Source organism: Candidatus Pelagibacter sp. uisw_091, from assembly GCF_059512525.1.
In genome coordinates, this window is sequence record NZ_CM183455.1 from 368,010 (window position 1) to 393,036 (window position 25,027).

The 25,027-nt window shown below is 28.6% G+C and carries 26 protein-coding genes and 1 pseudogene; 19 read left to right on the forward strand and 8 right to left on the reverse strand.

Going from position 1 to position 25,027, the window contains the following annotated elements; genetic code table 11:
* The first annotated feature begins 16 nt into the window (after positions 1–16).
* Positions 17–571, forward strand: coding sequence for a regulatory protein RecX (locus AC5YGA_RS01955; protein WP_415309051.1), 555 nt, complete (start codon positions 17–19; stop codon positions 569–571).
* On the opposite strand, the gene AC5YGA_RS01960 is transcribed toward AC5YGA_RS01955, so the two are convergent.
* Genes AC5YGA_RS01960 through AC5YGA_RS01970 form a run of 3 tightly spaced genes read right to left on the reverse strand, consistent with a single transcriptional unit; the run spans position 563 to position 1,640 of the window.
* The gene (locus AC5YGA_RS01960; RefSeq protein ID WP_415309053.1) at positions 563–703 is read right to left on the reverse strand and encodes a hypothetical protein; all 141 of its coding nucleotides are present in this window, start codon (positions 701–703) and stop codon (positions 563–565) included. The genes AC5YGA_RS01955 and AC5YGA_RS01960 overlap by 9 nt on opposite strands.
* Positions 703–1,473: a 3'(2'),5'-bisphosphate nucleotidase CysQ family protein gene (locus AC5YGA_RS01965; RefSeq protein ID WP_415309055.1), complete on the reverse strand. Its 771-nt coding sequence runs from the start codon at positions 1,471–1,473 to the stop codon at positions 703–705. The genes AC5YGA_RS01960 and AC5YGA_RS01965 overlap by 1 nt, the downstream gene beginning before the upstream one ends.
* Positions 1,470–1,640 carry a DUF3553 domain-containing protein gene (locus AC5YGA_RS01970; RefSeq protein ID WP_415309057.1) on the reverse strand — a complete coding sequence of 57 codons (171 nt, stop codon included), beginning with the start codon at positions 1,638–1,640 and terminating at the stop codon, positions 1,470–1,472. The genes AC5YGA_RS01965 and AC5YGA_RS01970 overlap by 4 nt, the downstream gene beginning before the upstream one ends.
* Positions 1,641–1,682: 42 nt before the next feature.
* Between AC5YGA_RS01970 and mnmA the strand changes: the two genes are divergently transcribed.
* Positions 1,683–2,798, forward strand: coding sequence for a tRNA 2-thiouridine(34) synthase MnmA (gene mnmA / locus AC5YGA_RS01975; RefSeq protein WP_415309059.1), 1,116 nt, complete (start codon positions 1,683–1,685; stop codon positions 2,796–2,798).
* Here the strand turns inward: mnmA and AC5YGA_RS01980 are convergent.
* Positions 2,795–3,490 (reverse strand): hypothetical protein, encoded by a 696-nt coding sequence (locus tag AC5YGA_RS01980; RefSeq protein WP_415309061.1) that lies wholly within the window; start codon positions 3,488–3,490, stop codon positions 2,795–2,797. The two genes, mnmA and AC5YGA_RS01980, sit on opposite strands and share 4 nt — an antisense overlap.
* Positions 3,491–3,656: 166 nt before the next feature.
* Here AC5YGA_RS01980 and AC5YGA_RS01985 point away from each other — a divergent pair, with 166 nt between their 5' ends.
* The 11 genes and pseudogenes from AC5YGA_RS01985 (at position 3,657) to AC5YGA_RS02035 (ending at position 13,844) form a co-directional block, all read left to right on the forward strand.
* On the forward strand, positions 3,657–4,832 hold the full coding sequence (locus tag AC5YGA_RS01985; protein WP_415309063.1) for a trans-sulfuration enzyme family protein: 1,176 nt from the start codon (positions 3,657–3,659) through the stop codon (positions 4,830–4,832).
* Complete coding sequence (locus AC5YGA_RS01990; protein WP_415309065.1) at positions 4,829–6,049, forward strand: MFS transporter; 1,221 nt, start codon at positions 4,829–4,831, stop codon at positions 6,047–6,049. The genes AC5YGA_RS01985 and AC5YGA_RS01990 overlap by 4 nt, the downstream gene beginning before the upstream one ends.
* A 4-nt stretch (positions 6,050–6,053) precedes the next feature.
* Positions 6,054–7,217, forward strand: a complete 1,164-nt coding sequence (locus tag AC5YGA_RS01995) for a chorismate-binding protein (RefSeq protein ID WP_415309067.1) — start codon at positions 6,054–6,056, stop codon at positions 7,215–7,217.
* Positions 7,214–7,770: pseudogene (locus tag AC5YGA_RS02000) on the forward strand (aminodeoxychorismate/anthranilate synthase component II). Before AC5YGA_RS01995 ends, AC5YGA_RS02000 begins: the two are co-directional and overlap by 4 nt.
* Complete coding sequence (locus AC5YGA_RS02005; RefSeq protein WP_415309071.1) at positions 7,733–8,503, forward strand: aminotransferase class IV; 771 nt, start codon at positions 7,733–7,735, stop codon at positions 8,501–8,503. Before AC5YGA_RS02000 ends, AC5YGA_RS02005 begins: the two are co-directional and overlap by 38 nt.
* A 5-nt stretch (positions 8,504–8,508) precedes the next feature.
* Positions 8,509–8,907, forward strand: coding sequence for an HIT family protein (locus AC5YGA_RS02010; RefSeq protein WP_415309073.1), 399 nt, complete (start codon positions 8,509–8,511; stop codon positions 8,905–8,907).
* A 115-nt stretch (positions 8,908–9,022) separates the two neighbouring features.
* On the forward strand, positions 9,023–9,817 hold the full coding sequence (locus AC5YGA_RS02015; RefSeq protein ID WP_415309075.1) for an adenylyl-sulfate reductase: 795 nt from the start codon (positions 9,023–9,025) through the stop codon (positions 9,815–9,817).
* Positions 9,818–9,836: 19 nt separating this feature from the next.
* Positions 9,837–10,307, forward strand: coding sequence for an adenylyl-sulfate reductase subunit beta (gene aprB, locus AC5YGA_RS02020; protein WP_415272245.1), 471 nt, complete (start codon positions 9,837–9,839; stop codon positions 10,305–10,307).
* Entirely contained in the window at positions 10,307–12,166 is a 1,860-nt protein-coding gene (gene aprA / locus AC5YGA_RS02025) for an adenylyl-sulfate reductase subunit alpha (protein ID WP_271493016.1), read from the forward strand. Before aprB ends, aprA begins: the two co-directional genes overlap by 1 nt.
* Positions 12,167–12,184: 18 nt before the next feature.
* Complete coding sequence (locus tag AC5YGA_RS02030) at positions 12,185–12,535, forward strand: hypothetical protein (protein WP_415309077.1); 351 nt, start codon at positions 12,185–12,187, stop codon at positions 12,533–12,535.
* Positions 12,536–12,764: 229 nt separating this feature from the next.
* A complete protein-coding gene (locus AC5YGA_RS02035) occupies positions 12,765–13,844 on the forward strand; it encodes a sulfite exporter TauE/SafE family protein (protein ID WP_415309079.1) in 1,080 nt (359 codons plus the stop codon).
* A 50-nt stretch (positions 13,845–13,894) separates the two neighbouring features.
* Here AC5YGA_RS02035 and AC5YGA_RS02040 read toward each other — a convergent pair whose 3' ends face one another.
* Both AC5YGA_RS02040 and AC5YGA_RS02045 read right to left on the reverse strand, forming a co-directional pair.
* Entirely contained in the window at positions 13,895–14,971 is a 1,077-nt protein-coding gene (locus tag AC5YGA_RS02040; RefSeq protein ID WP_415309081.1) for a YeiH family protein, read from the reverse strand.
* An 8-nt stretch (positions 14,972–14,979) separates the two neighbouring features.
* The gene (locus AC5YGA_RS02045) at positions 14,980–15,843 is read right to left on the reverse strand and encodes a glycosyltransferase family 2 protein (RefSeq protein ID WP_415309083.1); all 864 of its coding nucleotides are present in this window, start codon (positions 15,841–15,843) and stop codon (positions 14,980–14,982) included.
* A gap of 147 nt (positions 15,844–15,990) precedes the next feature.
* Here AC5YGA_RS02045 and AC5YGA_RS02050 point away from each other — a divergent pair, with 147 nt between their 5' ends.
* A complete protein-coding gene (locus tag AC5YGA_RS02050; protein ID WP_415309085.1) occupies positions 15,991–18,240 on the forward strand; it encodes a polysaccharide biosynthesis protein in 2,250 nt (749 codons plus the stop codon).
* A 21-nt stretch (positions 18,241–18,261) separates the two neighbouring features.
* Here AC5YGA_RS02050 and AC5YGA_RS02055 read toward each other — a convergent pair whose 3' ends face one another.
* Both AC5YGA_RS02055 and AC5YGA_RS02060 read right to left on the reverse strand, forming a co-directional pair.
* Positions 18,262–19,428 (reverse strand): UxaA family hydrolase, encoded by a 1,167-nt coding sequence (locus tag AC5YGA_RS02055; RefSeq protein WP_415309361.1) that lies wholly within the window; start codon positions 19,426–19,428, stop codon positions 18,262–18,264.
* A 5-nt stretch (positions 19,429–19,433) separates the two neighbouring features.
* Positions 19,434–19,718, reverse strand: a complete 285-nt coding sequence (locus tag AC5YGA_RS02060) for a UxaA family hydrolase (RefSeq protein ID WP_415309086.1) — start codon at positions 19,716–19,718, stop codon at positions 19,434–19,436.
* Between the two features lie 111 nt (positions 19,719–19,829).
* Here AC5YGA_RS02060 and xsc point away from each other — a divergent pair, with 111 nt between their 5' ends.
* The 5 genes from xsc to AC5YGA_RS02085 all read left to right on the forward strand — a co-directional run bounded on the left by xsc (position 19,830) and on the right by AC5YGA_RS02085 (position 24,970).
* The gene (xsc, locus tag AC5YGA_RS02065) at positions 19,830–21,611 is read left to right on the forward strand and encodes a sulfoacetaldehyde acetyltransferase (RefSeq protein WP_415309088.1); all 1,782 of its coding nucleotides are present in this window, start codon (positions 19,830–19,832) and stop codon (positions 21,609–21,611) included.
* 2 nt (positions 21,612–21,613) lie between these two features.
* Positions 21,614–22,003 (forward strand): SxtJ family membrane protein, encoded by a 390-nt coding sequence (locus AC5YGA_RS02070; RefSeq protein ID WP_415309089.1) that lies wholly within the window; start codon positions 21,614–21,616, stop codon positions 22,001–22,003.
* A 2-nt stretch (positions 22,004–22,005) separates the two neighbouring features.
* A complete protein-coding gene (locus AC5YGA_RS02075; protein WP_415309090.1) occupies positions 22,006–22,905 on the forward strand; it encodes a class I SAM-dependent methyltransferase in 900 nt (299 codons plus the stop codon).
* Between the two features lie 75 nt (positions 22,906–22,980).
* Positions 22,981–23,130 (forward strand): DUF5989 family protein, encoded by a 150-nt coding sequence (locus tag AC5YGA_RS02080; RefSeq protein ID WP_415309091.1) that lies wholly within the window; start codon positions 22,981–22,983, stop codon positions 23,128–23,130.
* 1 nt (position 23,131) lies between these two features.
* On the forward strand, positions 23,132–24,970 hold the full coding sequence (locus AC5YGA_RS02085; RefSeq protein ID WP_415309092.1) for a carbamoyltransferase family protein: 1,839 nt from the start codon (positions 23,132–23,134) through the stop codon (positions 24,968–24,970).
* Positions 24,971–25,027 lie beyond the last annotated feature (57 nt).

The following is a 25,027-nucleotide window of genomic DNA, read 5'->3' on the forward strand; positions in this document are numbered from 1 at the left end:
AGATAACATGATTCATATGAGAAATAGAAAAAAAACATTAGAAGTTACAATGGAAGAGATGAGAAACTTCTCTTTTGCGTATATTGAAAGATATGCCCCATCAAAACAACAGCTAAGAACCTATTTATTAAAAAAATATCTTAAAGCAAATGTACCCAATGTTAAAAAACAAGATATCACTGATCTTATTGATATAGTTTTAGTTGATCTTGAAAAAAGTAAATTTATCAGTGATAAATTTTATTCTGAAAGTAAGTCACGTAGTTTAATTCAAAAGGGTAGCTCTATAAATAAGATAAGATATTACTTAATGGGGAAAGGTATTAACGATACTTATATCAAAGAAACACTTGAGAAGATTAAAGAAGATAACACAGATCAAGATTTCTTTTCTGGAATTAAAGTTTGTAAAAAAAAAAGAATAGGACCAGCAAGAGAAGAGGATAATAGACCTTTATTTTATAAAAAAGACATATCACTTCTAGCCAGGAATGGATTTGATTTTGAAACTTCAAAAAGAATTATGGATATTGATCAAGCAGAGTATCTAAAAATTATTAAACTACTTTAATTTTTTCTTTTCTTTTTTTGCTAAATGATTAACTATATTTCTTATATAGTTTTTAACAAATACAAAAACTAAAAGACCAAATATAGATACAGAAACTATTATAATTAAGATTATTCTTAACTGTTCATCCATTATAAAATATTCTTATTTTTTAAAATTAAACTGGGATTTTTAAATTCAGGTTTGCCATATAAAATTTCATCACCATTAAAATCTGTAATTTTTCCGCCTGCATGCTCTAATATTGCATGTCCTGCAGCTATATCCCATTCACAAGCTCTAGGCTCTGCAACATACATATCAAACTCACCAGCAGCAATAACACAAAATTTTAATGAACTCTTCATTTTCTGGTGTGTGGCAATCTTATATTCCTTATGGATGGCTAAAATTTCTGGTTTTAATTCATCTGCATAACTTACAGCAGTTAATTCATCATAATTTTTTTTTTTATCTATTAAAGATATTTCATGACTCTCTATAAGTTCATAACTATTAGATAAACCGTAAGAGTAAAAAACTCTTTTTTTTGCTGGAGCTGTAATAATTCCTATAGCTGGCTTTTTATTAATTATTAAAGCTGCATTTAATGTGAATTCGTCTCTATTATTTATGTAATCTTTAGTACCATCTATTGGATCAATTAACCAAAAATTCTTTAAATTATTATCTAATTTATGATTAGAACTTTCCTCTGAAATAATTGGGATATTGGGAGTTACTTCAAATATTTTTTCAGTTAAAATCTTATTTACTTCAATATCTCCATTGCTTACGGGAGTGTTGTCTGATTTAATCTCCTTTATTAAGCCAATTTTTCTTAAATCTAGTGCAACCTTACTTGCTATATTAAATGTATCTATTAGTGAGAGTGTTATCTTTTTAGCTTCTTCAATATTCATTTATAAATTTTTTTTAAAATAATTATTTTTGAGTTAAGCACTTTTTTTCCAACATTTTCAAAATTAACTGTAACTTTTCCATTGATTATTGATTGAACTTGTCCAATACCCCAATCTTTATTACCTGGATTAGTCACTTTATCACCTGGTTCATAATCTAAAATCATTTGATTTACTTATAGCTAATATACTAATAAATATCATTAATTATGACAAAATTGAATTCAATTGGAATTGCTAAAGAACCTAAGGATACTTTAATTGTTGTTGCAATGTCTGGTGGAGTAGATTCATCAACAGTAGCAGCCATGATGAAGAAAGAAGGATACAATATTATAGGAATTACCCTAAAACTTTACAATGATAGTAAGGAGATAGTCTCTTCAAAACAATGCTGTGCTGGTCAAGATATTATGGACGCAAAAAGAGTGGCCGATAAATTAAAAATAGAGCATAAAATTCTTTATTACCAGACTAAATTTAAAGAGGGAGTGATTGATAATTTTATTGATAGTTACTTAAATGGCGAAACACCCATACCTTGTGTGCAATGCAATAAAACAGTCAAATTTACAGATTTATTTGAAGAAGCAAAAAAATTAAAAGCAGATGCTTTAGTTACAGGTCACTATGTTAAAAGTATTACAGAAAATAATAATACTGAAATGTACAGAGGAATAGACACTAATAGAGATCAGAGTTACTTTTTATTTAATACTACAAAGGATCAATTAAATTTTTTGAGATTTCCATTAGGAAACCTTCATAAAGAAGAAACTAGAAATATAGCAAAAGAGCTTGATCTTAATGTTGCTGATAAACCTGATAGTCAAGATATATGCTTTGTACCAAATGGTGATTACGCATCAGTTATTGAAAAATTTAGACCAAATTCTTTTAGCAAGGGAAATATAAAGAATATGAAGGGTGAAGTAATAGGTATTCACGATGGAATTATTAGCTATACAATTGGTCAGCGTAAAGGAATTAGAATATCAGATAAGAATCCATTATATGTTATAAAAATTATTGCAGACAAAAATGAAATTATAGTTGGTGCAAAAGATGATTTAATTAAAACTAAAATTAATTTAAAAAATTTGAATATTATAACAAATAGTAAAAAAGACTTTGAAAAAGAATTATTTGTGAAAGTTAGATCCACAGGAAAATTAATTAAAGCTAAGATTAATATAAATGATACTTCTGCAGATGTAGATCTATTAGAGGAGGAGTATGGGATAGCTCCAGGACAAGCTTGTGTATTTTATTCTAAAGATGATTTTGGATATAAAGTACTTGGTGGAGGATGGGTAAAAAATTAATATAATTTTTTATTTTTCCACATAAAAAAAGTTAAAATATAAAAACTAATAACACCTAAGAAGTAATTCCATTCCAACATATGCTTGATTACTTTATTGCCAGGTAAGCTTATTAAAACAATACTAAATAATGCAACAATAATTAATGTATAAACTAATATTAATTTTAATTTTAAAAATTTTTTATTAATGTAACTATTAATTTTGCTCTTTAATTCAATTAACGTTAATACTAAAAAAGTTTGTGCGATAACTTCGAAAATTATAAAAGATAACAAAACCACCCTTCTAAAAAGTTTGTATAAATCATATTCAAATTTTATGCCTAAAAAAATAGAGTGTATGGCTAATAATATTGCTGAAGCAATACCAAAAAAAATAATTTTTTTTATATGTCTATGGTTTTTATCAAAAGAATAAATTACCCACTTAGTATTAAACCAGTACATAACCAGGAGTAATGATGTTAAAAGCATTGCTGGTTTAAAAACTAACCAAGAAGGATAAGGTCTTGCTACTCTACTTATAGAAGCCTCTCCATCAATATAAGGGAAGAAAGGATTTAATGTATCTTCTTGCCGTGAAAAAAATTCTGGGTAATGAGTTACTAGAATGAGACAGATGTTGATAGCAGCAAAGGGTAGAAAAAAAATGAATATACTTAAAAACCTTATTCTTTTTATTCTATTCATTCAAAAAACTATTTCTTTTTAGCTTTTCTTCTGGCTCTTCTTTTTTTAGAGCCTTGTTTTCTACGACCTCTATGTTTTTTTGGGTAACCCATACTTTCCTATTTTATAATTTTATTGACGTATTTGGAGGGATATAGCATTGTCCTAATAACTTATCAAATTTTTTATGGCAAAATCGTTCAAAACTTTTCTTAAACATACAGCAAAAGATTACCATAATCAGTCAGTTAATCCCCCTGTAGTTAGAGCCTCAACTATTATCTTTAAATCCATGCAAGATATTAGGAAAATGCAGGATAAGAGCAAAAAAGATCCAACTGGTGGACATTTTGATTATGGAAGACAGGGAACTTCAACAACCCATGTTTTGTCACAGATACTTAAAGAAATGGAAGAGTGCTATCATGTATTTTTAACGCCAACTGGATTTGGATCAGTTTTTTTATCTATCTTTAGTGTTGTTCGACCTGGTGATGAAATTATTGTGGCAGATCCGACATACTCACCTACAAGAATTTTAACTCAAGATTTTCTAAAAGAATTTAATATAAAATCTGTTTTTTATGACCCACATGATTTAAAGACTTTAGAAAAAGCAATTACAAAAAAAACAAAATTAATTTTTGTTGAAAATCCTGGGAGTAATACATTTGATTTTCAAGATTTAGGTAAAATAGTATCAATTGCAAAAAAGAATAAAATTTTTTCAGCAATTGACAATACGTGGGGAACACCATATTTTTTAAAACCAATTAAAATTGGTTTTGATATGTCAATTGTATCTGCTACTAAATATTATTCAGGTCACTCTGATGTGATGGGTGGAAGTCTTGCAGTTAATAAAAATGTCTTTAAACAAGTTGATAAGACAAATAAGATAACAGGTTTAAGACTTGGTCCTGATGATGCATATTTAATAACAAGAGGACTTAGAACTTTAGATGTTCGATTAGACAAGCATGAAAAAAGTGCAAAACAAATAGCTGAATTTTTATCTAATTATAAAAATATAAAACTTTTATACCCACATAAAAAAGATTCATTTAATTTTAGAATGTGGAAAAAATATTATTCTGGTGCTTCAGGATTAATGGGTCTTAAGATCACTTCCAAAAATAAAAATTCAGTTATTAAGTTTGTTAATTCTCTAAAATTATTTGGCTACGGCTATAGTTGGGGTGGATTTGAAAGTTTAGCCTTGTATCAAGACAAACGAGAACAGGGTAATAGACAATATTTAAAATTAGCTAAAGATGAACATTTAGTAAGACTACATATTGGTTTAGAAGATCCAAAAGATCTCATTGATGATTTAAAAAAATCTTTTAAACATGTTAAATGACTTCAGAAAGATTTATTAAAAATAAAACAGCTTTAATAACGCTGATTGCAGCCTGTGTTGTAGTTTTAATTTCTCTTGGAGTTAGACAAACTTTTGGTCTATTTTTCATGGATTTTAAAAATGATTTAGATATTTCAATAACTCAATCTGGATTAGCAATAGGTATTCAAATGTTAATGTGGGGTTTAACAGGGCCTATATTTGGAGCCATCGCCGATAAATATGGTGGACATAAAGCGATTTGTTTATCTTTTGTTTTTTATATTTTAGGAATTTACTTTTTGTATGCTGGTCCAAATACTGGAATTTTTTTCCAAATAGATCTAGGAATTTTAGTTGGAATTGGTTTAGGTGGAACTGCAATTAGTATACCAATGTCAATTGTTGGAAAACACTTCCCACTATCAAACAGAACTATAGCCATGAGTATTGTCACAGCTGTTGGTTCTTTGGGCTATTTTATCTCTCCACTTTATACAAGTTATTCGTTAATCAAAAATGGATGGGTGGACACACTTTTTGTATTCACAATATTCTTGTTTATTGGACTTGTAGTGGCTTTTTTTGTTAGATCCCCTTCTTTAGTTCAATCCATTGAAAAACCTAACGATCAAAGTACCTTTGATGCTCTAAAAGAAGCCTTCAAAAACAAAAGCTACGTATTACTCACATCTGGTTTTTTTGTATGTGGTTTTCACATAACTTTAGTTGGAACTCATGTTCCAAAATATGTAATTGATAGAGGATTAGAAAGCTGGACAGCTGCTGCAATTTTATCCTTAATTGGACTATTTAACATATTTGGCTCTTTATTAAGTGGATATCTTTCTACAAAAATTAGTAAAAAAATTATTTTAAGCTCTATCTATGCATTAAGGGGTGTTTCAATAATCTTATTTATCTTCTTACCAGCAAGTAACATTAATGCATTTATCTTTGGTGCAAGCTTTGGCTTTTTATGGCTTTCAACGGTGCCGGCAACAAGTGGTATAGTTGCCCATATTTTTGGAACAAAATACTTAGGTGTATTATATGGAATAGTTTTCTTAAGTCATCAAGTAGGCTCATTCTTTGGAGCTTTTCTTGGAGGATTATTTCATGATTTATATGGCTCTTATGATTATGCTTGGTATTTAGCAATTGCTTTATCTATTTTTGCGGCAATAATACATCTACCGATTAAAGAAGAAGCAGTTTTAAGATTAAAAACAGAATAAAAAATTGAATAAGAAAAACTACTTACTAGATTTAAATAATTCAAAAAAACCCTTTATAATCTACAAATCAGATAAGGGATTTGATCTTTATACGGACTTTTCGAAAAAGATCATTTTAAACAATAAAAATATTGAAAAATTCATAAACAAAAATACTAAATTAAAATTTACTCATAAAGAAACAGATTTATTTATTGGTTTTTTTGGTTATGAAATACTAAATAACTTAATAGACGTAAAAATAAAAAAACAAAAAACAATAAATTTTCCAAAAGGGATTTTTTACAAACCTGAAACAAAAGTAAAACTTTCAAATAATCTGGAGTATAAAAAAACTAGATCATTTAAGCCTAGTGATTTGTTTAAAATAAATATTAATAAAAAATCATATAAAGTAATATTTGATAAATTTAAAAAGAAAATAAAATCTGGTGAAACATACCAGATTAAAATCTGTACTAAATACAGCAATAAATCTGAAATAGATGCTTTAGATTTTTTTGGCAGGTTAGTAAAAAGCAATATGGCGCCAGAAGCCTTTATGATTAAAGATAAAAATTATTCAATAATAAGTTGTTCACCTGAAAATTTGATAACAAAAAAAAATAATTTTATAACAACAAAGCCTATAGCAGGCACTTTAAAAAAAACTAAAGAATTAAACAAAAATAAAGCACTCTCTTTTTTTAGAAAAAACTTAAAAGAAACCAAAGAGCACAACATGATTGTTGACATGGAAAGAAATGATTTATCTAAAATTTGTAAACCAGGTTCAGTAAAAATTTTAAAGAAAAAGATAGTTGAGGAATACAAGGACCTTTATCATTACGTGAGTTTAATTGGAGGACAGCTCAAGAAAAAAATTACTTCATTAGAGATTATAAAAGCAATGATGCCAGGTGGATCAGTAATTGGATGTCCAAAAATCAGTACATTAAATTTGTTAAATAAACAGGAAAAACAAAGCAGAAATATTTACACAGGAAGCTTCGGTTATTTTAAATTCAATGGAGATATGAGGTTTAATATTATTATTAGATCAATATTAAATTTTAAAGGTAAATCAGAAATCTCTGTTGCTTCAGGTGTTGTAATTGACAGTAATGCAGCTCATGAATTTAATGAAAATTATATTAAAGCAAAATCATTAATGGATCTTTACAAATGATATACATTATTGATCATCAAGACTCTTTCACTCATAACGTGGTACATCAATTTGAAAATTTTGATGAAGTAGTTTGTACAAATTTTAACAAAATAAACGAAAATAAACTAAAAAAAGCAGATATTATTGTTTTTTCACCAGGTCCAGGGGCCCCTAAAGATTATCCCACCAGTTCAAAAATCTATAAAAAGTACAAAGGAAAAAAAAAATTATTGGTATTTGTCTTGGGTTTCAACAGATTTTACATTGTGAGAATGGAAAAATAATTGTGCAAAAAAAGATTTATCATGGTTTTCAGTCTAAAATAAAAGTAACTAGTAAAAATTCATTGTTTAAAAAAAATAGTCAATTCACTGTTGGTAGATATCACTCTCTAAAATTAAAAGAACCGTTTACTGCAAAAAATTTTGAAATTACAATGAGGTGTGATATTTCAAATACAGCAATGACAATAGAAAATAATAAAGAAAAAATATATGGCTTTCAATTTCACCCTGAATCTTTTTTAACTGAAAATGGTAACTTACTTATTAAAAAAATCTTATCAGCATAAAACCTACAAAGAAATTAATTTTAAAGATCTTTGGGGAGATAATGGTGTGTTCACTACTATGTGGATTTTTGGAAAACCATCTAAGATACTTTTTTTTAAAAAACATATCAAAAATTTAATTAAGTCTTTAAAGGTTTATAATTTAAATACCTCAAATCTTGAAAAAAATATTCTTAAATTAATAAAATTAAATATTGATAAAAAAATATCTTACAATCATCTTCTTAGAGTTGCTGTAAATAAAAAGATGATATCAATTTCTTTAAGAAATAGAAAAACTCCTAAATTAAATTTTAATTTGAAGCTTATTAATCACAAACGATTTGACCCAAAGTATAAAAATCTTAAATATAATTTTATATTAAAACATTTGTCTAAAATGGATAACACCACTTCAGATGTTGGTCTTTGTTATAAGAATACAATTTTAGAAAGTGGAACTTCAAATATGTTATTTATAAAAGATGATAAAGTATTTTCTCCTTTAAATAATATTTACAAAGGCATTACTTATAATTTTTTTAATAAAAAATTAGGTAAGATTATTGACAAAGATATTTTTATCAATACTTTATCAGAATATAATGAAATTCTTCTTGTTGGTTCTGGAAAAGGTGTTGCATCAATAAAAAATATTAATGAAATTAAATGGAAGAGAAAAAGTTTAAAATTTTATAAGACACTATCTAGTTTTTATAAAAGTGAAGTTAACAAATGCTCTATCTATAAATAATATTTATGTTTAACCCAAACAATCCTTGTTTATTCTGCAACTCCAAACAAAGTGGTTTAGCTGCAGAAAATGAGTTGGCTTATGCAAGTTATGATACATATCCTGTGTCTGTATTTCATTGTTTAATTATTCCAAAACGGCATGTTAAAGATTATTTTGATTTAAATGATGATGAAGTGATTGCTTGCAATAACCTTATCAAACAAATTAAAGAGGAAATATTATTAAAAGATACAAAAGTTAAAGGGTTTAATATTGGATCTAATGCTGGAAAAGTTTCAGGGCAATCAATTTTACATTGTCATATTCATGTAATTCCACGAAGAGAAGGTGATGTTGAAAATCCACAAGGTGGTGTTAGGTCGGTTATCCCCTTAAAACAACATTATAAACGTAAAGCGTAAGTTGTATTTTTGATTGATAAATTGCGCACCTAATAACTGTTGATCTATCATTTCAACTATACTAAAAACTCAAAATTAAGTTTCAACAAAATAGTAATAAAGGGTAATATTCTATATGATGTCAATTAGTCCATTTTCTGCATTAGCAGAATCAATTTCTCCTTCTGTAATTCAAGGCTTTGTTTTAGCAATGTTGGCTTTAATCGTAATTGGAACAGTTGTTCAAATGATACATCATAAAAATGTTACTTATTTTTTCAATAATGCCAAAAAAGCAAAATTAGCTGCTGAAAGAGAAATTGGCGCTGGTGAAAAAACAGCAATTATTCTAAAAACTGTAGTGCACGATATTGCAACTACTGCAGAGTTAGGTGCGGGCAAAAGAAGAATTGCTCATGTGATGGGAATGTATGGAACTATTTTATTTTGGGTTGCATCAGTTGTATTAGTTTTCGGTTATACTGGAACAGGAACAGCTGCACCAACAATTTGGCCTATGATTTGGCATGTTGGAGCAATAATGACTTGTGTGGGTGGATACTGGTTTTGGTTATTTTTAAGAGTAGATGTACTTGCAGAAGCTCACCCTTGGTACAGAATTATTAAAGCAGACTTGTTTGTTTTAGCACTTCTAGCATGCGCTACTACTGGACTTGCTTGGTCTTATTTTCAATCTTCAGGATCAACTTTATTAGGATATTTATTTTTAGTTTTATTTATTACCTCAAACATTGTTTTATTTGGGGGAGTTTATTGGTCAAAGTTTGCACATATGATTTATAAGCCTGGTGCAGCAATCCAAAAAAACTTAGCAGAAGCAGATGGATCAAGAGACAATCTTCCTCCTTTTGCTGATGCACCTAAACAATTTGGACTAGGAATTAAAAGAGAACAACCAAAACACTATTAAAAAAGAAAGGTAATATAATATGTCAACTTTTGTATACATGACGAGATGTGATGGATGTGGTCACTGCGTAGATATCTGTCCATCAGATATTATGCACATAGATGAAAATATTAGAAGAGCAGTAAATATTGAACCAAATTTTTGTTGGGAATGTTATTCTTGTGTAAAAGCTTGTCCTAATCATGCAATTGATGTTCGTGGTTATGCAGATTTTGCTCCTATGGGTCACAGTGTTAGAGTTAGACGTGAAGAAGAAAAAGGAACTATCTCTTGGAAAATTAAATTTAGAAATGGAACCACAAAAGATTTTGTATCTCCAATTACAACAAAGCCTTGGGGAAAATTTATTCCAAAATTAGCAGAAGGTGAAAAACCAAATCAAGGTGAGATCAATTCTCAAATGCTCTATACTGAGCCTAATGGTTTAAATATTGATGGTAAGTTACCATCAGTACCAAAAGATACTTTTAAAAAAGGAGTTTACTACTAATGGCTAAACATAAAACTCATTTTGAGGATTGTGATGTTCTAGTTGTTGGTGGTGGTATGGCTGGAACTGGTGCTACTTTTGAAGCTAGACATTGGGGAAGAGACATGAAAATTATTTGTGTTGAAAAAGCTAATATCGATAGAAGTGGAGCGGTTGCTCAAGGTTTATATGCTATTAACTGTTATATGGGTATGCAGTGGGGTGAAAACCAACCTGAAGATCACGTAAGATACGCACGTAATGACTTAATGGGAATGGTTAGAGAAGATTTAGGTTATGATATGGCTCGTCACGTTGACTCAACAGTACATATGTTTGATGAATGGGGCTTACCAATGATGAAAAATGAAAAAACAGGTCGTTACCTTAGAGAAGGTAAATGGCAGATTATGATTCATGGTGAAAGTTATAAGCCAATTGTTGCAGAGGCTGCAAAAAAATCAGCTGACAAAATTTATAATAGAATAATGATTACTCATCTTTTAATGGATGAGGCTCAAGAAAATAGAGTAGGTGGAGCTGTTGGTTTCAATATGAGAACTGGTGATTTCCATGTATTTAGATCAAAAACTGTAATTGTTGCAGCAGGTGGAGCATCTCATATTTTCAAACCAAGAGCAGTTGGTGAAGGAATGGGAAGAACTTGGTATGCACCATGGAGCAATGGTTCTGCTTATGCATTACCTATTGCTGTTGGAGCTAAAATGACACAAATGGAAAACAGAATTGTGCTATGTAGATTTAAAGATGGATATGGTCCAGTTGGAGCATACTTCTTACACCTTAAAACATATACTCAAAATGCAAATGGAGAGAATTATGAGAAGAAATGGTATGATCAAACTAAAGAATTAGTTGGTGAATATATTGATCACCATCCAACTCCTACATGCTTAAGAAACCACGCATTTATTCAAGAAACTATTGCAGGCGGTGGACCCATTCACATGGTTACAACTGAAGCATTCCAAGATCCACATTTAGAAACAGTTGGTTGGGAAAATTTTTTAGGTATGACTGTTGGTCAAGCGGTTGTTTGGGCTTCTCAAAATATTGATCCTAAATACACAAATCCTGAACTAACTACATCTGAACCTTATGTTATGGGTTCTCATGCAACTTGTTCTGGAGCTTGGGTTAGCGGACCTGAAGATTTATCTCCACCAGAATATTTCTGGGGTTATAACAGAATGTTAACAATTGATGGTCTTTTTGGTGCAGGTGATACTGTAGGTGGAAGCGCCCATAAGTTTTCTTCTGGATCATTTACTGAAGGTCGTTTAGCTGCAAAAGCTGCTGTTAAATACATTGAAGATAAAAAAGCAGAAGGCATTAAAGTTACAGATAAACAGTGTGAAGATTTTAAAACTGCTATATTTAAACCTTTAGAGACATATCAAGTAGCTCAAAATGAAATTACAGGTGGAACAGTTTCACCTAGTTACATTTCACCTATTCAAGGTCTTCAACGTCTACAAAGAATTATGGACGAATATGTTGGAGGAATTGCAACTAACTACATGACTAATGGCAATATGCTTAAAAGAGGTTTAGAATTACTCGCTTGGTTAGAAGAAGATTTAGAAAAAGTAGGCGCTGAAGATTTACACCAACTTATGAGAGCTTGGGAGTTAAAACACAGAGCTTTAACTTCTCAATGTGTAACTGAACATACAATGTTTAGAGAAGAAACACGTTGGCCTGGTTATTACTATAGAGGTGACCATATGAAACTTGATGATGACAATTGGCATTGTTTAACAGTTTCAAGACGTGATCCAAAAACTGGTAAATTCTCACTAGAAAAAGTGCCGGTTTACCACATAGTTGACGAGAACGAGAAGAGAAAAGCCTCTTAAAGATTTTAAATTTAAATTATGAATCTTTTAGATAAATCTGATGATGAGATTATAGCGATTGCCAATCCTATTTGGGATAATCTTGTTAAAACCTCAAATATGAAGGATTACGGTGGTTTTACTAAAGATTTTGGAACTCAAATGTTATTTGGAGCTAATGAAGTGGAACTTGGAAAGCAGTGGGCAAATAATAAGCTCTTAACTAGTTTATCTGAAGATTATAAAGCATTTGGCTGTTTAAGACGAGGCCAAAACATTACTGTTCTATTTAAGCAGAAGAGCAAGGAAATTGAAGGTGAGTTCCTTGGAAGATTAGTCCTTGGTGTTGAAGGGGATGATGTCAAGGTTTTTGGAGCAACCATCTACTAATTAAAAAATCATTTCAAATAAACTATTTATTTGACAAATAATTAACTGGGTGTATTGACGGTTGTAATGTTAACTTCCAACGTAAAAATAATTAATAAAATTTCGGATTTTAAAACAACTATTATAAAGACGGGTATCTTTGTTAGTTTAGCTGCTTATTGGGGTGTTATTTTAGTTGGAACTTTTATCACATTTAATTAAGTTGTTTTTTAATAACTATTAATTTTTTATGGATGTATTTCTACCAATAGCTCAAGTTTTTGTTAATCCTATTGAAATACTTTTATTAAGTGCAATTGTTGGAGTGCTTTCAGGTTTATTTGGTGTTGGTGGTGGTTTTTTAATGACACCGTTCTTAATTTTTTTAGGTGTACCACCTGCTTACGCAGTTGCAAATGAAGCTAACAATATTCTTGCAACATCAGTATCAGGATCAACAACTCATTATTTAAAAAATACTTTAGATTATAAAATGGGTCTTATAATAGTTATTGGTGGAACAGCTGGAACAGCATTAGGTATTTATACTTTTACATATTTTAAAGATATTGGAAAGATTGATACAGTTATTTCATTAGCCTATATGTATATACTTGCAATAATTGGCACATTAATGTTAGTCGAAAGTCTTAGAGAAATAGACAGAGCAAAAAGAAACCTTATTGTTAAAAAAAAATTACATGTTCATTACTGGATACATGGTCTTCCATTAAGAATGAGGTTTCCAAAATCAAAATTATACGAAAGTTTATTTACCCCAATTATAATTGGTCTAGTTGTGGGATTTATTGCTGCTATAATGGGTATAGGAGGTGCCTTTATATTAGTACCTGCGATGATTTATATAATTAAAATGCCAACTAAATTAGTTCCAGGAACTTCTTTGTTTGTAACAATTTTTGTCAGTGTCATAGTTACTTTTTTACATTCATTTAATTTTGGTTCTATAGATTTAATGTTAGTAGTAATGTTGGTTATTGGGTCAATCATAGGGGTTCAAGTAGGACAAAAACTTGGTGAAAAAATTGATAGTTCTGGGTTAAAAGCATTATTAGCAATTTTACTATTAATAGTTGGAATAGCCATTGCCTATGAAACTTTTTTTGCTGAACAGATTGAAAAAGAAATAGTACAAGTATTAACTTCAGATTTAAATTTTTTCTCACTATTTATTTTAGAATTTTCAGAAGACATGCCATTTTTTTATGGATTATTTTCAATTATGTTTGCAATTCTTTTAGGTGTAGGTGCCGCTCTTATTAGAAAATTTTTCTCAAACATGAGAAAAAAGTACTCAATTAAAAAATAATTAATACAAATTAATACCAATTATTTTTATATAATTTTATTAATATTTTCTTACAAAAATAATACACTGAAAGATTGCATTGCAATAATGCTAACTAAACCAACAGTTATCATTGCAATAAAACCTACAACAAAGGGTTTATATCCCATAGATTTTAAATCTTTTAAGTTAGTAGATAACCCAATGGCAGCCATTGCCATACTTAAAAAAACTTTAGCTGAATCTTTAATAGTTGATACTGAGTTTTGCCAAATAATTTGAGAACTTTCTGTTAAAAATATCTGATCTCCAATATTTCGAAATATAATCATTCCAATAAAGCCTAATACAAAATATGGAAAAATATTAAGTAAAGAATAGTTTTTAGTTTTGGCTGTGTTTCTATTGTATAGATAAGCAAATAGGGGGATCATAATTACTAAAAAAGTATTTCTAATTAACTTTGTAACTGTTGAAATATTTAATGTTTCAGGACTATTAAATTGCTGGTCGTAAATTAATCCAGCTGCTGCAACTTGGGAAGTTTCATGAATAGCTGTACCTAAAAACAATCCTACAAATAGAGGATCTCCGTTAAAATAAATGTTTGCGAAATATGGATAGACTAACATTGAAATTATTCCAAAAACTGTGATATTCGCAATTGCATAAGCAACTTCTCCCTTGTTTGCTTTAATTATTGGAGCAGTTGCCATGATTGCAGTTGTTCCACAGACAGTGCTTCCAATCGATATTAAGTAAGCCATTCTAGTTGAAATCTTCAATTTTTTGATAAGAAGCTTAACTACAATTAAGACACTTAAAATGCAAACAATGATTAATGGAATTGCAATTGATCCAAATTTTAAAAATTCAAATGGTTTTAATTGAATGCCAAGACATATTATTCCAAGTTTTAAGATATATTTTTGAGTAAAATCTATTCCAAGTAGAAAACCTTTTCTCATCTGAAAAATATTTCCAAGCAAAATTCCCATTAAAATTGCTATCATAGCGGTTGATATTGGGCTCTTAGTATAACCTAATAACTCTATACCAATAATATTATTTAAGCCTTGAGATAAAGAGTAAAGAACAAAAGCTAAAAAGATACCTGGTAATAATATAAGTTGGTTTTTGAAAAACATTAATTTATTTATTGAATATTTTTATAATTATTAAAGCCTACAATTTTACCATAAAACAAAGCAAAATATTTAATTACATTTTTTAATTTGAAAAAAAATAAATATAAAAAAATTCCTAAGACAGATTTTATTAAAGATAAAAAATATAAATAAATACATAAAAATTTGTTTTTATTATAATGTTTTTTATATAGCGCACCCTGTCCCATTCCATATGAAAAAAATTTTGAATAAATTTGTTTTGAATTATCTAGTCCAATAAATTCTTCTGGATGGTACATAGAAACTTTAGAATTATAATAAATCTTTTTTTTTAAGCTTAGTGATGAAAAAATAAAATCAGTTTCATCACCACTACCAAATTTTGCTCCCAAACCTATATTTTTATCAAAATATAAATTTTCATTTTCTTTTTTGTTAATCCACATTGAGGAAGATAAACAGCAACTTGAATTAAAGTAATTAATTTTCTTACTGTTATCTTTCATATTTCTTGACAAGGGTAAATTTGAATTCATTTTGTTAATTCTACAAAACATCAAATCACAATTATTTCTGTTGAGGAATTCCCAACTTGATAAAAAGTAATCTTGACTAATTGAAACGTCATCATCGATAAAGGTCATAATTTTAGACCTAGATAGTTTAATTCCTTCATTTTTTGCATTAGATAAATTTTGTTCAGCAAGGTTCTTATATAAAATTTTATTATCTACTAAAAATTTTGGTAAGTTTTCGACTCTTCTATATTGATGTATTATAATTATACTGACTTCAAATTTACCACTCTGATTTTTTATTTGATTTATTAATGTCTCAAGTCCCAATAAGTCTTTGTTGGTACTTATGACGACATCTATTTCTCTTAACATTTAACCTTTTTAATTATCATTTTATAAATCTAAGTTTTTTAAATCATTTTCAAAGATATTAAATCATATTATGGTTTTAAATTTGTGTAATTTTAGTATATCTCTTTATTAATTTTTTTTAATATAATCTTATTCTTTAATATCAAAATGATTAATGTCATAATCGGCAAAAACTGTTCACTAACAAATGAATTAAACAAAAAAATTAAAAATTGTATAATTTATTCAGCTAGAGACCCCAATCTCATAGACAAAATCAGATTAATAAGTAAGAAAAAAATAAATATAATTTTTAATAATTTTTACCCATCAAGAAAAATTAGTGAAGTAAAACCTAAGGATTATAATGACTTTATTAGAATAAGCCTTTTATCAACTACTAATGTTTTAAATAACCTGAATCCTAAATATATAAATAAAATAATTTATAATAGCTCATCATCAATTTATGGTTTTAATAAAACTAATCTTAAAGATTCTTCAAATAGAAAATTAGCTTCTTCATTTAAAATTTTAAGTGAAAACTTAATTTATAATTTTTGCTCACAGAACAATATTAATTTTAATATTTTAAGAATTTTTAACTTATATAATGGCATTAACGATAAATTTTCAATTCTTGGTAAAATATTTACTTCTAAAAAATTACAAAAAAAAATTACAATTAATAATAATGGCGAATCCATGAGAGACTTTATACACATTAAAGATGTTGTTAAGATTATTTCTATTATTTTGAGAAAAAAAACTAAACATATAGTCTTGGATGTTGGAAGTGGCTTTGGAATTAAGATTAAAGATATATTAAGTTTTGTTAAATTTCCTAAAAAATTAATTCAATTTAAAAAAAATAATGAAGAAATTGATGCCTCTATAGCAGATACAACAAATCTTTTTTCTGAAATAAAAAAAATAGATTTTTACCCTATAGAAAAATTTCTTAAAAAAGAATTTAATGTTAAGAAGATTAAAAATAATAATATAATTAAAACAAGATACAAACCAAATTATAATAATAGTGGTGAATATGAATATATAATCTATGGGGCTGGAAATGCAGGAAAACAAATATATAATCAATTAATAAATAATAATGAAAAAGTATTTTGTTTTGTCGATGATAACCCAAAACTACAAGAAACTTACTATAAGAATAAAAAGATCATATCAATAACAGACATCGAAAAACTTTCTTTAAGAAAACAAATTAATTCTATAATAATTTCGATTGCAGACTTTGATCAAATTAAGCTTGAAAAATTGAAAATGCGCTTAAAAAAAATATGTGACAATGTAATTTATCTTCCCACAAAAAAAGAATTAATTTCTGATAAATTAAGTCTAAATGATACTTTTTCAATTGGTATAGAAGAGATTATTGGAAGAAGAGAGCTAAACATTAATAAAATAAATCCAAAAATTAAAAATAAAACAATACTAGTTACTGGTGCTGCTGGATCAATTGGTTCTGAATTATGTCGTCAAATTGAATTTTTAGATGCTAAAAATGTTATAGCATTAGACAATTCTGAAATATCTCTTTTTAATTTAAAAAAAATTGGACTAAAAAAAACTAAATTTATATTAGGTGATATAAAGGATAATAATTTAATTAATAATCTTATCATAAAGAATAAAGTATCTCATATTTTTCACGCTGCTGCATATAAGCATTTAAATATTTTAGAAAATAATATTCAATCAGCAATAACAAACAATGTGATTGGAACTTATTATTTACTTCTTAATGCAATTAAAAATAATTGTAATTTTACTCTTATTTCAACCGATAAAGCAGTAAATCCAACCAGTATTTTAGGATTAACTAAAAGATTTGCAGAAATAATATGTGTTTTCTTTAGAAAATTTAATAAAAAAAGCAATATTAATATTGTGCGTTTTGGAAATGTTTTTGGTAGCGTTGGATCTGCTGTACCAACATTTATTGATCAAATAAATAAAAATAAAACAATAACAATTACAGATAAAAATGTTAGTAGGTACTTTATGACCATAAAAGAGGCCTGCTTTTTAGTACTTGAAACAGCTAAAATGAAAAAACAAAATTTAACATTTGTTTTAAATATGGGTAAGCCCGTAAAAATTATTAAGATTATAAATTATTTAATAAATTTGAAAAAAAGAATAAATCCTTATTCAAAATACAAGATTAAAGAAATAGGACTTCAAAAAGGTGAGAAAGTTTCTGAACAATTATTTATTAGTAAAAACAAATTAAATAAAATGAATAATAACATATTTACTGTTCATGAAGAAAATTACTCTAAAATAAAATTTGAAGATATATTACGAAATTTAATCTATTTTTCGGAAAAAAATATGCCAAATCCTTCAATTAATTTGATTAAAAAAGTTTTAACAAAAGAAATTAGATAAAATATTTACTTAGTTTTTAATTTAAGCACTTCTATAAAGTTTAGTCATAACAAACTCTTTATGCCCTAACGCTTCAGCACAAGTTAATCTACCGTTGGCAACTCTAATCATTGATTTAATTAATTCATCACCAGCTTGAGACATAGTCATTTCACGTGATAGAATTTTTGATACATCACAATCAATATGTTCGCCCATACCTTTTACTGTTAATGGATTTGCAGTTAATTTAACAACTGGCTCAATAGGATTTCCAACGATATTACCTTGACCAGTTGGAAATAAGTGAATGTTAAATCCTGCTGCTGCTTGAAGAGTAATACATTCAGCTGCTGCAGATGAAGTATCCATAAAATATAAACCTTTTCCTTTAGTAGGTTCTTCTGCCGGTTCTAAAACATCAATAAATTTACATGATCCAATCTTTTGAAAGTTTCCAAATGCTTTTTCTTCAATTGTAGTTAATCCACCCGCAATATTTCCTGCAGTTGGTTGGCTTTCAGAAAGATCGTCTGTTGCTTCTTTTAAAATAAAATCGTTGTAATCACTCCACGTTTTCATGAATTTTTCAGAAGCTTCAGGAGTTGCACCACGTGTAGCACAAACTTTTTCAGCTCCAGTTAACTCTGACGTTTCACCAAAACATAAATGAACTCCTAATGGCTCTAACTTATCCATTAAGTTTCCAACTGTTGGGTTAGCAGCAAGACCTGATGTTGTGTCAGATTCACCACATTTAACCGAAATCCACAAATCACTTAAAGGACACTCTTCTCTTTGCTTTTCAGAAGCCCACATTGCAAACTCTTGAGCTTTTTTTGAAGCCTTCATGATTGTTCCAATATCACCAGTTCTTTCAATGTGAAATCCTTCAACTGGTTTTCCAGTTTTAGCAATTTCATCAACAATTCTTTTTGTCCATTTAGGCTCAATTCCAATGACAATTACAGCAGCAACGTTCGGGTTTTTTCCAGTTCCAATCATTGTTCTAAAGTGTAAATCTAAATCAGCACCAAATTGAAGTCTTCCATAAGAGTGAGGAAGGGCAATTGTCCCTTTAATATTGTTTGCTACAGCTTCAGCACAAGCGTTTGAGATATCATCTACAGGCAAAATGATTACGTGGTTTCTAGTGCCAACTCTGTCATTTTCTCTTTTATAACCTAAAAAACTTTTTGGAATTTCCATATTTTTTACCATTTCTTCGTTTTTACATTGTGAACATGAACATGCTCACCTTTTTTAATTGATTTAACTACCTTTCCAATATCATGACCATATTTCAAAATAGTATCACCTTCGTTAAGGTCAACCATTGCAATTTTATGTCCTAATTGAATTTCATCTACTGATTGAATCTTAATTGTTTTATCATTCTCCATAATCCAGCATGCACAATCTTGTTTTGGAGTGATTTTATCAATTACAACTACTCCTACGTTGTCTTTCTCATCGTGTATAATAATATCTGTAGCCATAATTGTGTCGATTTGTTTGTTTGAAATTTTTCAATTCTTATATATTAATCTTTAAAATTAACAAATTATTTATAGATTTTTTAACAACTTAAGCAGGAAGGCCTAATTATTATGACTAAAATGACAACAGAAGAAGCTTTTGTAAAAGTTTTACAAATGCATGGTATTGAGCACGCCTTTGGAATTATTGGTTCAGCTTTTATGCCTATTTCAGATATTTTTCCTGATGCAGGAATTACCTTTTGGGATGTTGCTCATGAAACAAACGGTGGATTAATTGCTGATGGTTACACAAGATCTACTGGTAAAATGTCTATGGTTATTGCACAAAATGGTCCTGGGATTACAGGTCTTGTTACTCCAATTAAAACTGCATATTGGAACCACACACCATTATTATTAGTAACACCTCAAGCTGCTAATAAAACTATGGGTCAAGGTGGCTTTCAAGAAGTAGAACAAATGAATTTATTTAAAGATATGGTTTGTTATCAAGAAGAAGTTAGAGACCCTTCAAGAATGGCAGAAGTATTAAATAGAGTAATTGAAAAAGCGATCAGAGGATCAGCACCAGCACAAATAAATGTGCCAAGAGATTACTGGACACAAGTTATTGATATTGACCTTCCTCCAATTGTTAGACTTGAGAGACAAGCAGGTGGAGTTGATGCAATTAAAAAAGCAGCTGAATTATTGTCAAACGCTAAATTTCCAGTAATTTTATCTGGCGCTGGTGTTGTAATTGGAGGAGCAATTGAAGATTGTAAAAAATTAGCTGAAAAACTGGATGCTCCAGTTTGTTCGGGATATCAACACAATGATAGTTTCCCAGGAAGTCATCCACTAGCTGCTGGACCCCTAGGGTATAATGGATCTAAAGCTGGAATGGAATTAATCAAGAAAGCTGATGTTGTTCTTGCACTTGGTACAAGATTAAATCCTTTCTCAACTTTGCCAGGTTATGGAATGGATTACTGGCCTAAAGATGCAAGCATCATTCAAGTTGATATGAATTCAGATAGAATTGGTTTAACTAAAAAAGTATCAGTTGGTATTTGTGGGGATGCAAAATTAGTATCTCAACAAATCTTAGCTCAACTTTCTACAACAGCTGGAGATACAAATAGAGAAGAAAGAAAAAACACAATTCACCAAACTAAATCTGCTTGGTTACAAGAGTTATCAAGTTTAGATCATGAAGATGACGATGAAGGTACAGTTTGGAATGCTGAAGCTAGAAAAAGAGATGCAGATAGAATGTCTCCTAGAGAAGCTTGGAGAGGAATTCAAGCAGGTATGCCTGATGATGTAATTATTTCTAGTGACATTGGAAATAACTGTGCAATAGGAAATGCCTATCCTACATTCGAAAAAGGTAGAAAATATTTAGCACCAGGGTTATTTGGTCCCTGTGGTTATGGCTTTCCAGCAATTCTTGGAGCAAAAATTGGATGTCCTGATACGCCGGTGATTGGTTTTGCGGGTGATGGTGCATTTGGTATTAGTATGAATGAAATGAGTTCATGTGCCAGAGAAGAATGGCCAGCAATTTCAATGGTAATTTTTAGAAATTATCAATGGGGTGCTGAAAAGAGAAATACCACTTTATGGTTTGATGACAACTTTGTTGGAACAGAACTTGATCCAGAATTAAGTTATGCAAAAGTTGCTGATGCTTGTGGTTTAAAAGGTGTAACGGTTCGCACTATGGAAGAAACTACCGCTGCAATTAAACAATCATGTGAAGATCAAAAGAAAGGAATTACAACATTTATTGAAGTAATTCTAAACCAAGAACTTGGAGAGCCTTTTAGAAGAGATGCTATGAAAAGACCTGTAAAAATAGCAGGTATTAAAAAAGAGGATATGAAGAAACAACCTTCATTGATCTAATTTTGAATAAAAACAAAATTAAGATTAGTTCCAATAGAAGTTTTGGGGTAGTTTTTTTTGTTATATTTTTAATAATCTCTATTTATCCACTAATTAATAATGACAGTATTAGAGTTTGGTCTTTAATCATAAGTATATTTTTTTTAATATTTGGATTAAAGAATTCAACAATTTTAACACCTTTTAATAAACTTTGGTTTAAATTTGGATTATTCATAGGTAGTTTTTTAGCTCCAATTGTAATGGCAGTTGTTTTTTTTTTAATAATAACACCTATTTCCTTAATAATGAAATTTTTTGGTAAAGATGTGCTGAATTTAAAAAAAAATAAACTCAAATCATATTGGATTGACAAAGATGGTCCAAAAAGCAAAATGAAAGACCAGTTTTAGAAGTGAAATTTTTAAAAAAAAAATTTATTTTAAAAAATAATTTAATTTCTTTTGATATTAATGATGATGTAACCAAAAAAGTTACAGATTTTTATAAAGATAGTCCTTTTCCAAATTACAAAAGAGACGATAATAAAATTACTATTTTAGAAAAAGGTAATAAAAATATTTTAGCAGCTCAATTTAAAAAATTTATTGGTTATAATAAAAATGTTTTAGAAGTGGGATGTGGAACGGGACAAATATCAATATACTTTTCAATTGGTACCAACAATAATGTAATTGGGTTAGATCCAACTAAAGAGTCATTAAACCTAGCATCCAACTTTTCAATAAAAAATAAAATAGACAATGTTAAATTTGTAAATGCTGATATTTTTGATGATGTATTGAAAGAGGATTTTTTTGATTTTATTTGGTGTAGTGGGGTATTACATCACACAAAAGACCCACAAGCTGCTTTTAATATAATATGTAACTCACTTAAAAAAGAAGGCTACATATTAATTGGTCTTTATAATAAAATAGGAAGAATTAGAACTATAATAAGAAAATATCTTTATAGAATATTGGGTGAAAATTTTTTAAAACTAATTGATCCTACATTAAGAAATTTAAAAAATGATCCAGAAGAACAAAAAGCATGGATAAGAGATCAGTATATTCATCCTGTAGAAAGTTTACATACTACAGATGAGGTTCTTAAGTGGTTTAACGAAAACAACATCGATTTTATTAGTTCTATTCCAGAATGTGATTTTGATGACGGAGGTTACGATAACCTGTTTGAAAAAAAATCTGTAGGAACACTTTATTCAAGGATTGTAAATCAAATTTCAATGATTTTTAATAGCCTAGGTTCTGACGGTGGACTATTCGTTCTAATTGGTAAAAAAAAATAATTTACACAATTTTATAAAACTTAAACTTCAGATAAATTTTATTGAATTATTCATTTTTAAAGATAAAAGATTAACATGAGTTTTTTAATTGAGTTCTGGAATTTTATAAAGTTTAGAAAAAAATATTGGTTAATACCCATATTAGTTACACTTGCTCTTTTTGGTGGCATAATTATTTTATCACAAGGGTCGGCTCTAGGACCACTTATCTATACAATATTTTAAAGTGAAGTCTATTTTAGGTATTTCTGCATTTTATCATGATAGTGCAGCCTCAATATTAATTAATGGAGAAATTATTGCTGCCGCACAGGAAGAAAGGTTTACACGAAAGAAACATGATGCAAGCTATCCATTTAATGCAGTAGAGTTTGTACTTAAATTTTCTGGATTAAAACTCAATGAAATCGATCAAATAATATTTTATGAAAAACCATTTTTAAAATTTGAAAGATTACTAGAAACCTATGTAGCTTTTGCACCTAGTGGTTTTAAATCTTTTTCTAAAGCAATGCCAATTTGGTTACGTGATAAACTTTTTCAAAAAAATTTACTTTTTACTGAGTTAAAAAGACATGATGAAAATTTTAAAGATATAAATAAATTATTTTTTTCTGATCACCACTTAAGTCATGCAGCTAGTGCTTTCTTTCCGTCACCATTTGAGGAAGCTATAGTTTTAACAGCTGATGGCGTAGGTGAGTGGGCAACCACAACTGTAGCTGTTGGTAATGGTAATAATTTAGAAATTAAAAAAGAATTACATTTTCCTCATTCATTAGGATTACTTTATTCTGCTTTTACTTATTACACAGGATTTAAAGTAAACAGTGGCGAATATAAACTTATGGGGTTAGCTCCATATGGAACTCCAATTTATACTGATAAAATTATTAATAACCTAATTGACATAAAAGAGGATGGAACATTTAGATTGGATCAAAAATATTTTAATTATACTACTGGATTAACTATGACTAATAAAAAATTTGACAGTTTATTTAACCAAAGCAGAAGAGACCCTGCAAAACAAGAAATAACACAATTTCATATGGATATTGCTGCATCAATTCAAAAAGTTACTGAAGACATTATGATTAAGTTGGCTAGATCTTTAAAAGATGAATACAAGATAGACAATCTATGCCTGGCAGGAGGTGTCGCTCTTAATTGTGTTGCAAATGGAAAAATTCTAAAAGAAAAAATTTTTAATAATATATGGGTACAACCTGCCTCAGGTGATGCAGGAGGTTCTCTTGGTGCTACTTTGGCTCTTTGGCATATTGAACAAAAGAATCCAAGACAAGTTAATCCAAACGATAGTATGCAAGGCTCATACTTAGGCCCAGAATATTCTCAAGAAGAGATAATAGATGAATTAAAAAAGATAGGAGCCAATTTTGAAATATTAAGTGAAAATGATCTTATAGAACAAACAGCTATAGATTTATCTGAAGGAAAAGCTATTGGTTGGTTTCAAGGTAGAATGGAGTTTGGTCCAAGAGCATTAGGTGCTAGATCTATTTTAGGTGATCCTAGAACATCTGAAATGCAAAAAACATTAAATCTAAAAGTAAAATATAGAGAAAGTTTTAGACCATTTGCACCTTCAGTATTAAGAGAAGATGCTTCAGAATGGTTTGAAATTGATGATGAAAGTCCTTATATGCTTTTAGTTTCAAATATAAACTCAAAAAAAACATACAATATGAGTGAAAAAGAAAAGGCGCTATTTGGAATTGATAAACTTAATATTAAAAGGTCAGAGATACCAGCTGTAACACACGTTGATTATACAGCAAGAATTCAAACTGTTAAAAAAGAAGTAAATCAAAAATACTATAATTTGATTAAAAGATTTAAAGAAAAAACAAATGTTCCAGTTGTTGTAAACACATCGTTTAACGTGAGAGGAGAGCCAATTGTTAATACACCCTATGATGCATTTAATTGTTTTATGGGAACAGAATTAGATAATTTAGCAATAGGAAATTGTTATTTAAAAAAAATTGATCAAAATAAACAATTAAAAAAAAATTACCAAAATGAATTTGAATTGGACTAAAAGTATAAAAATTATTAAGAAATTTTTTATTTTTTTTTTATATATATTTTTTTTATA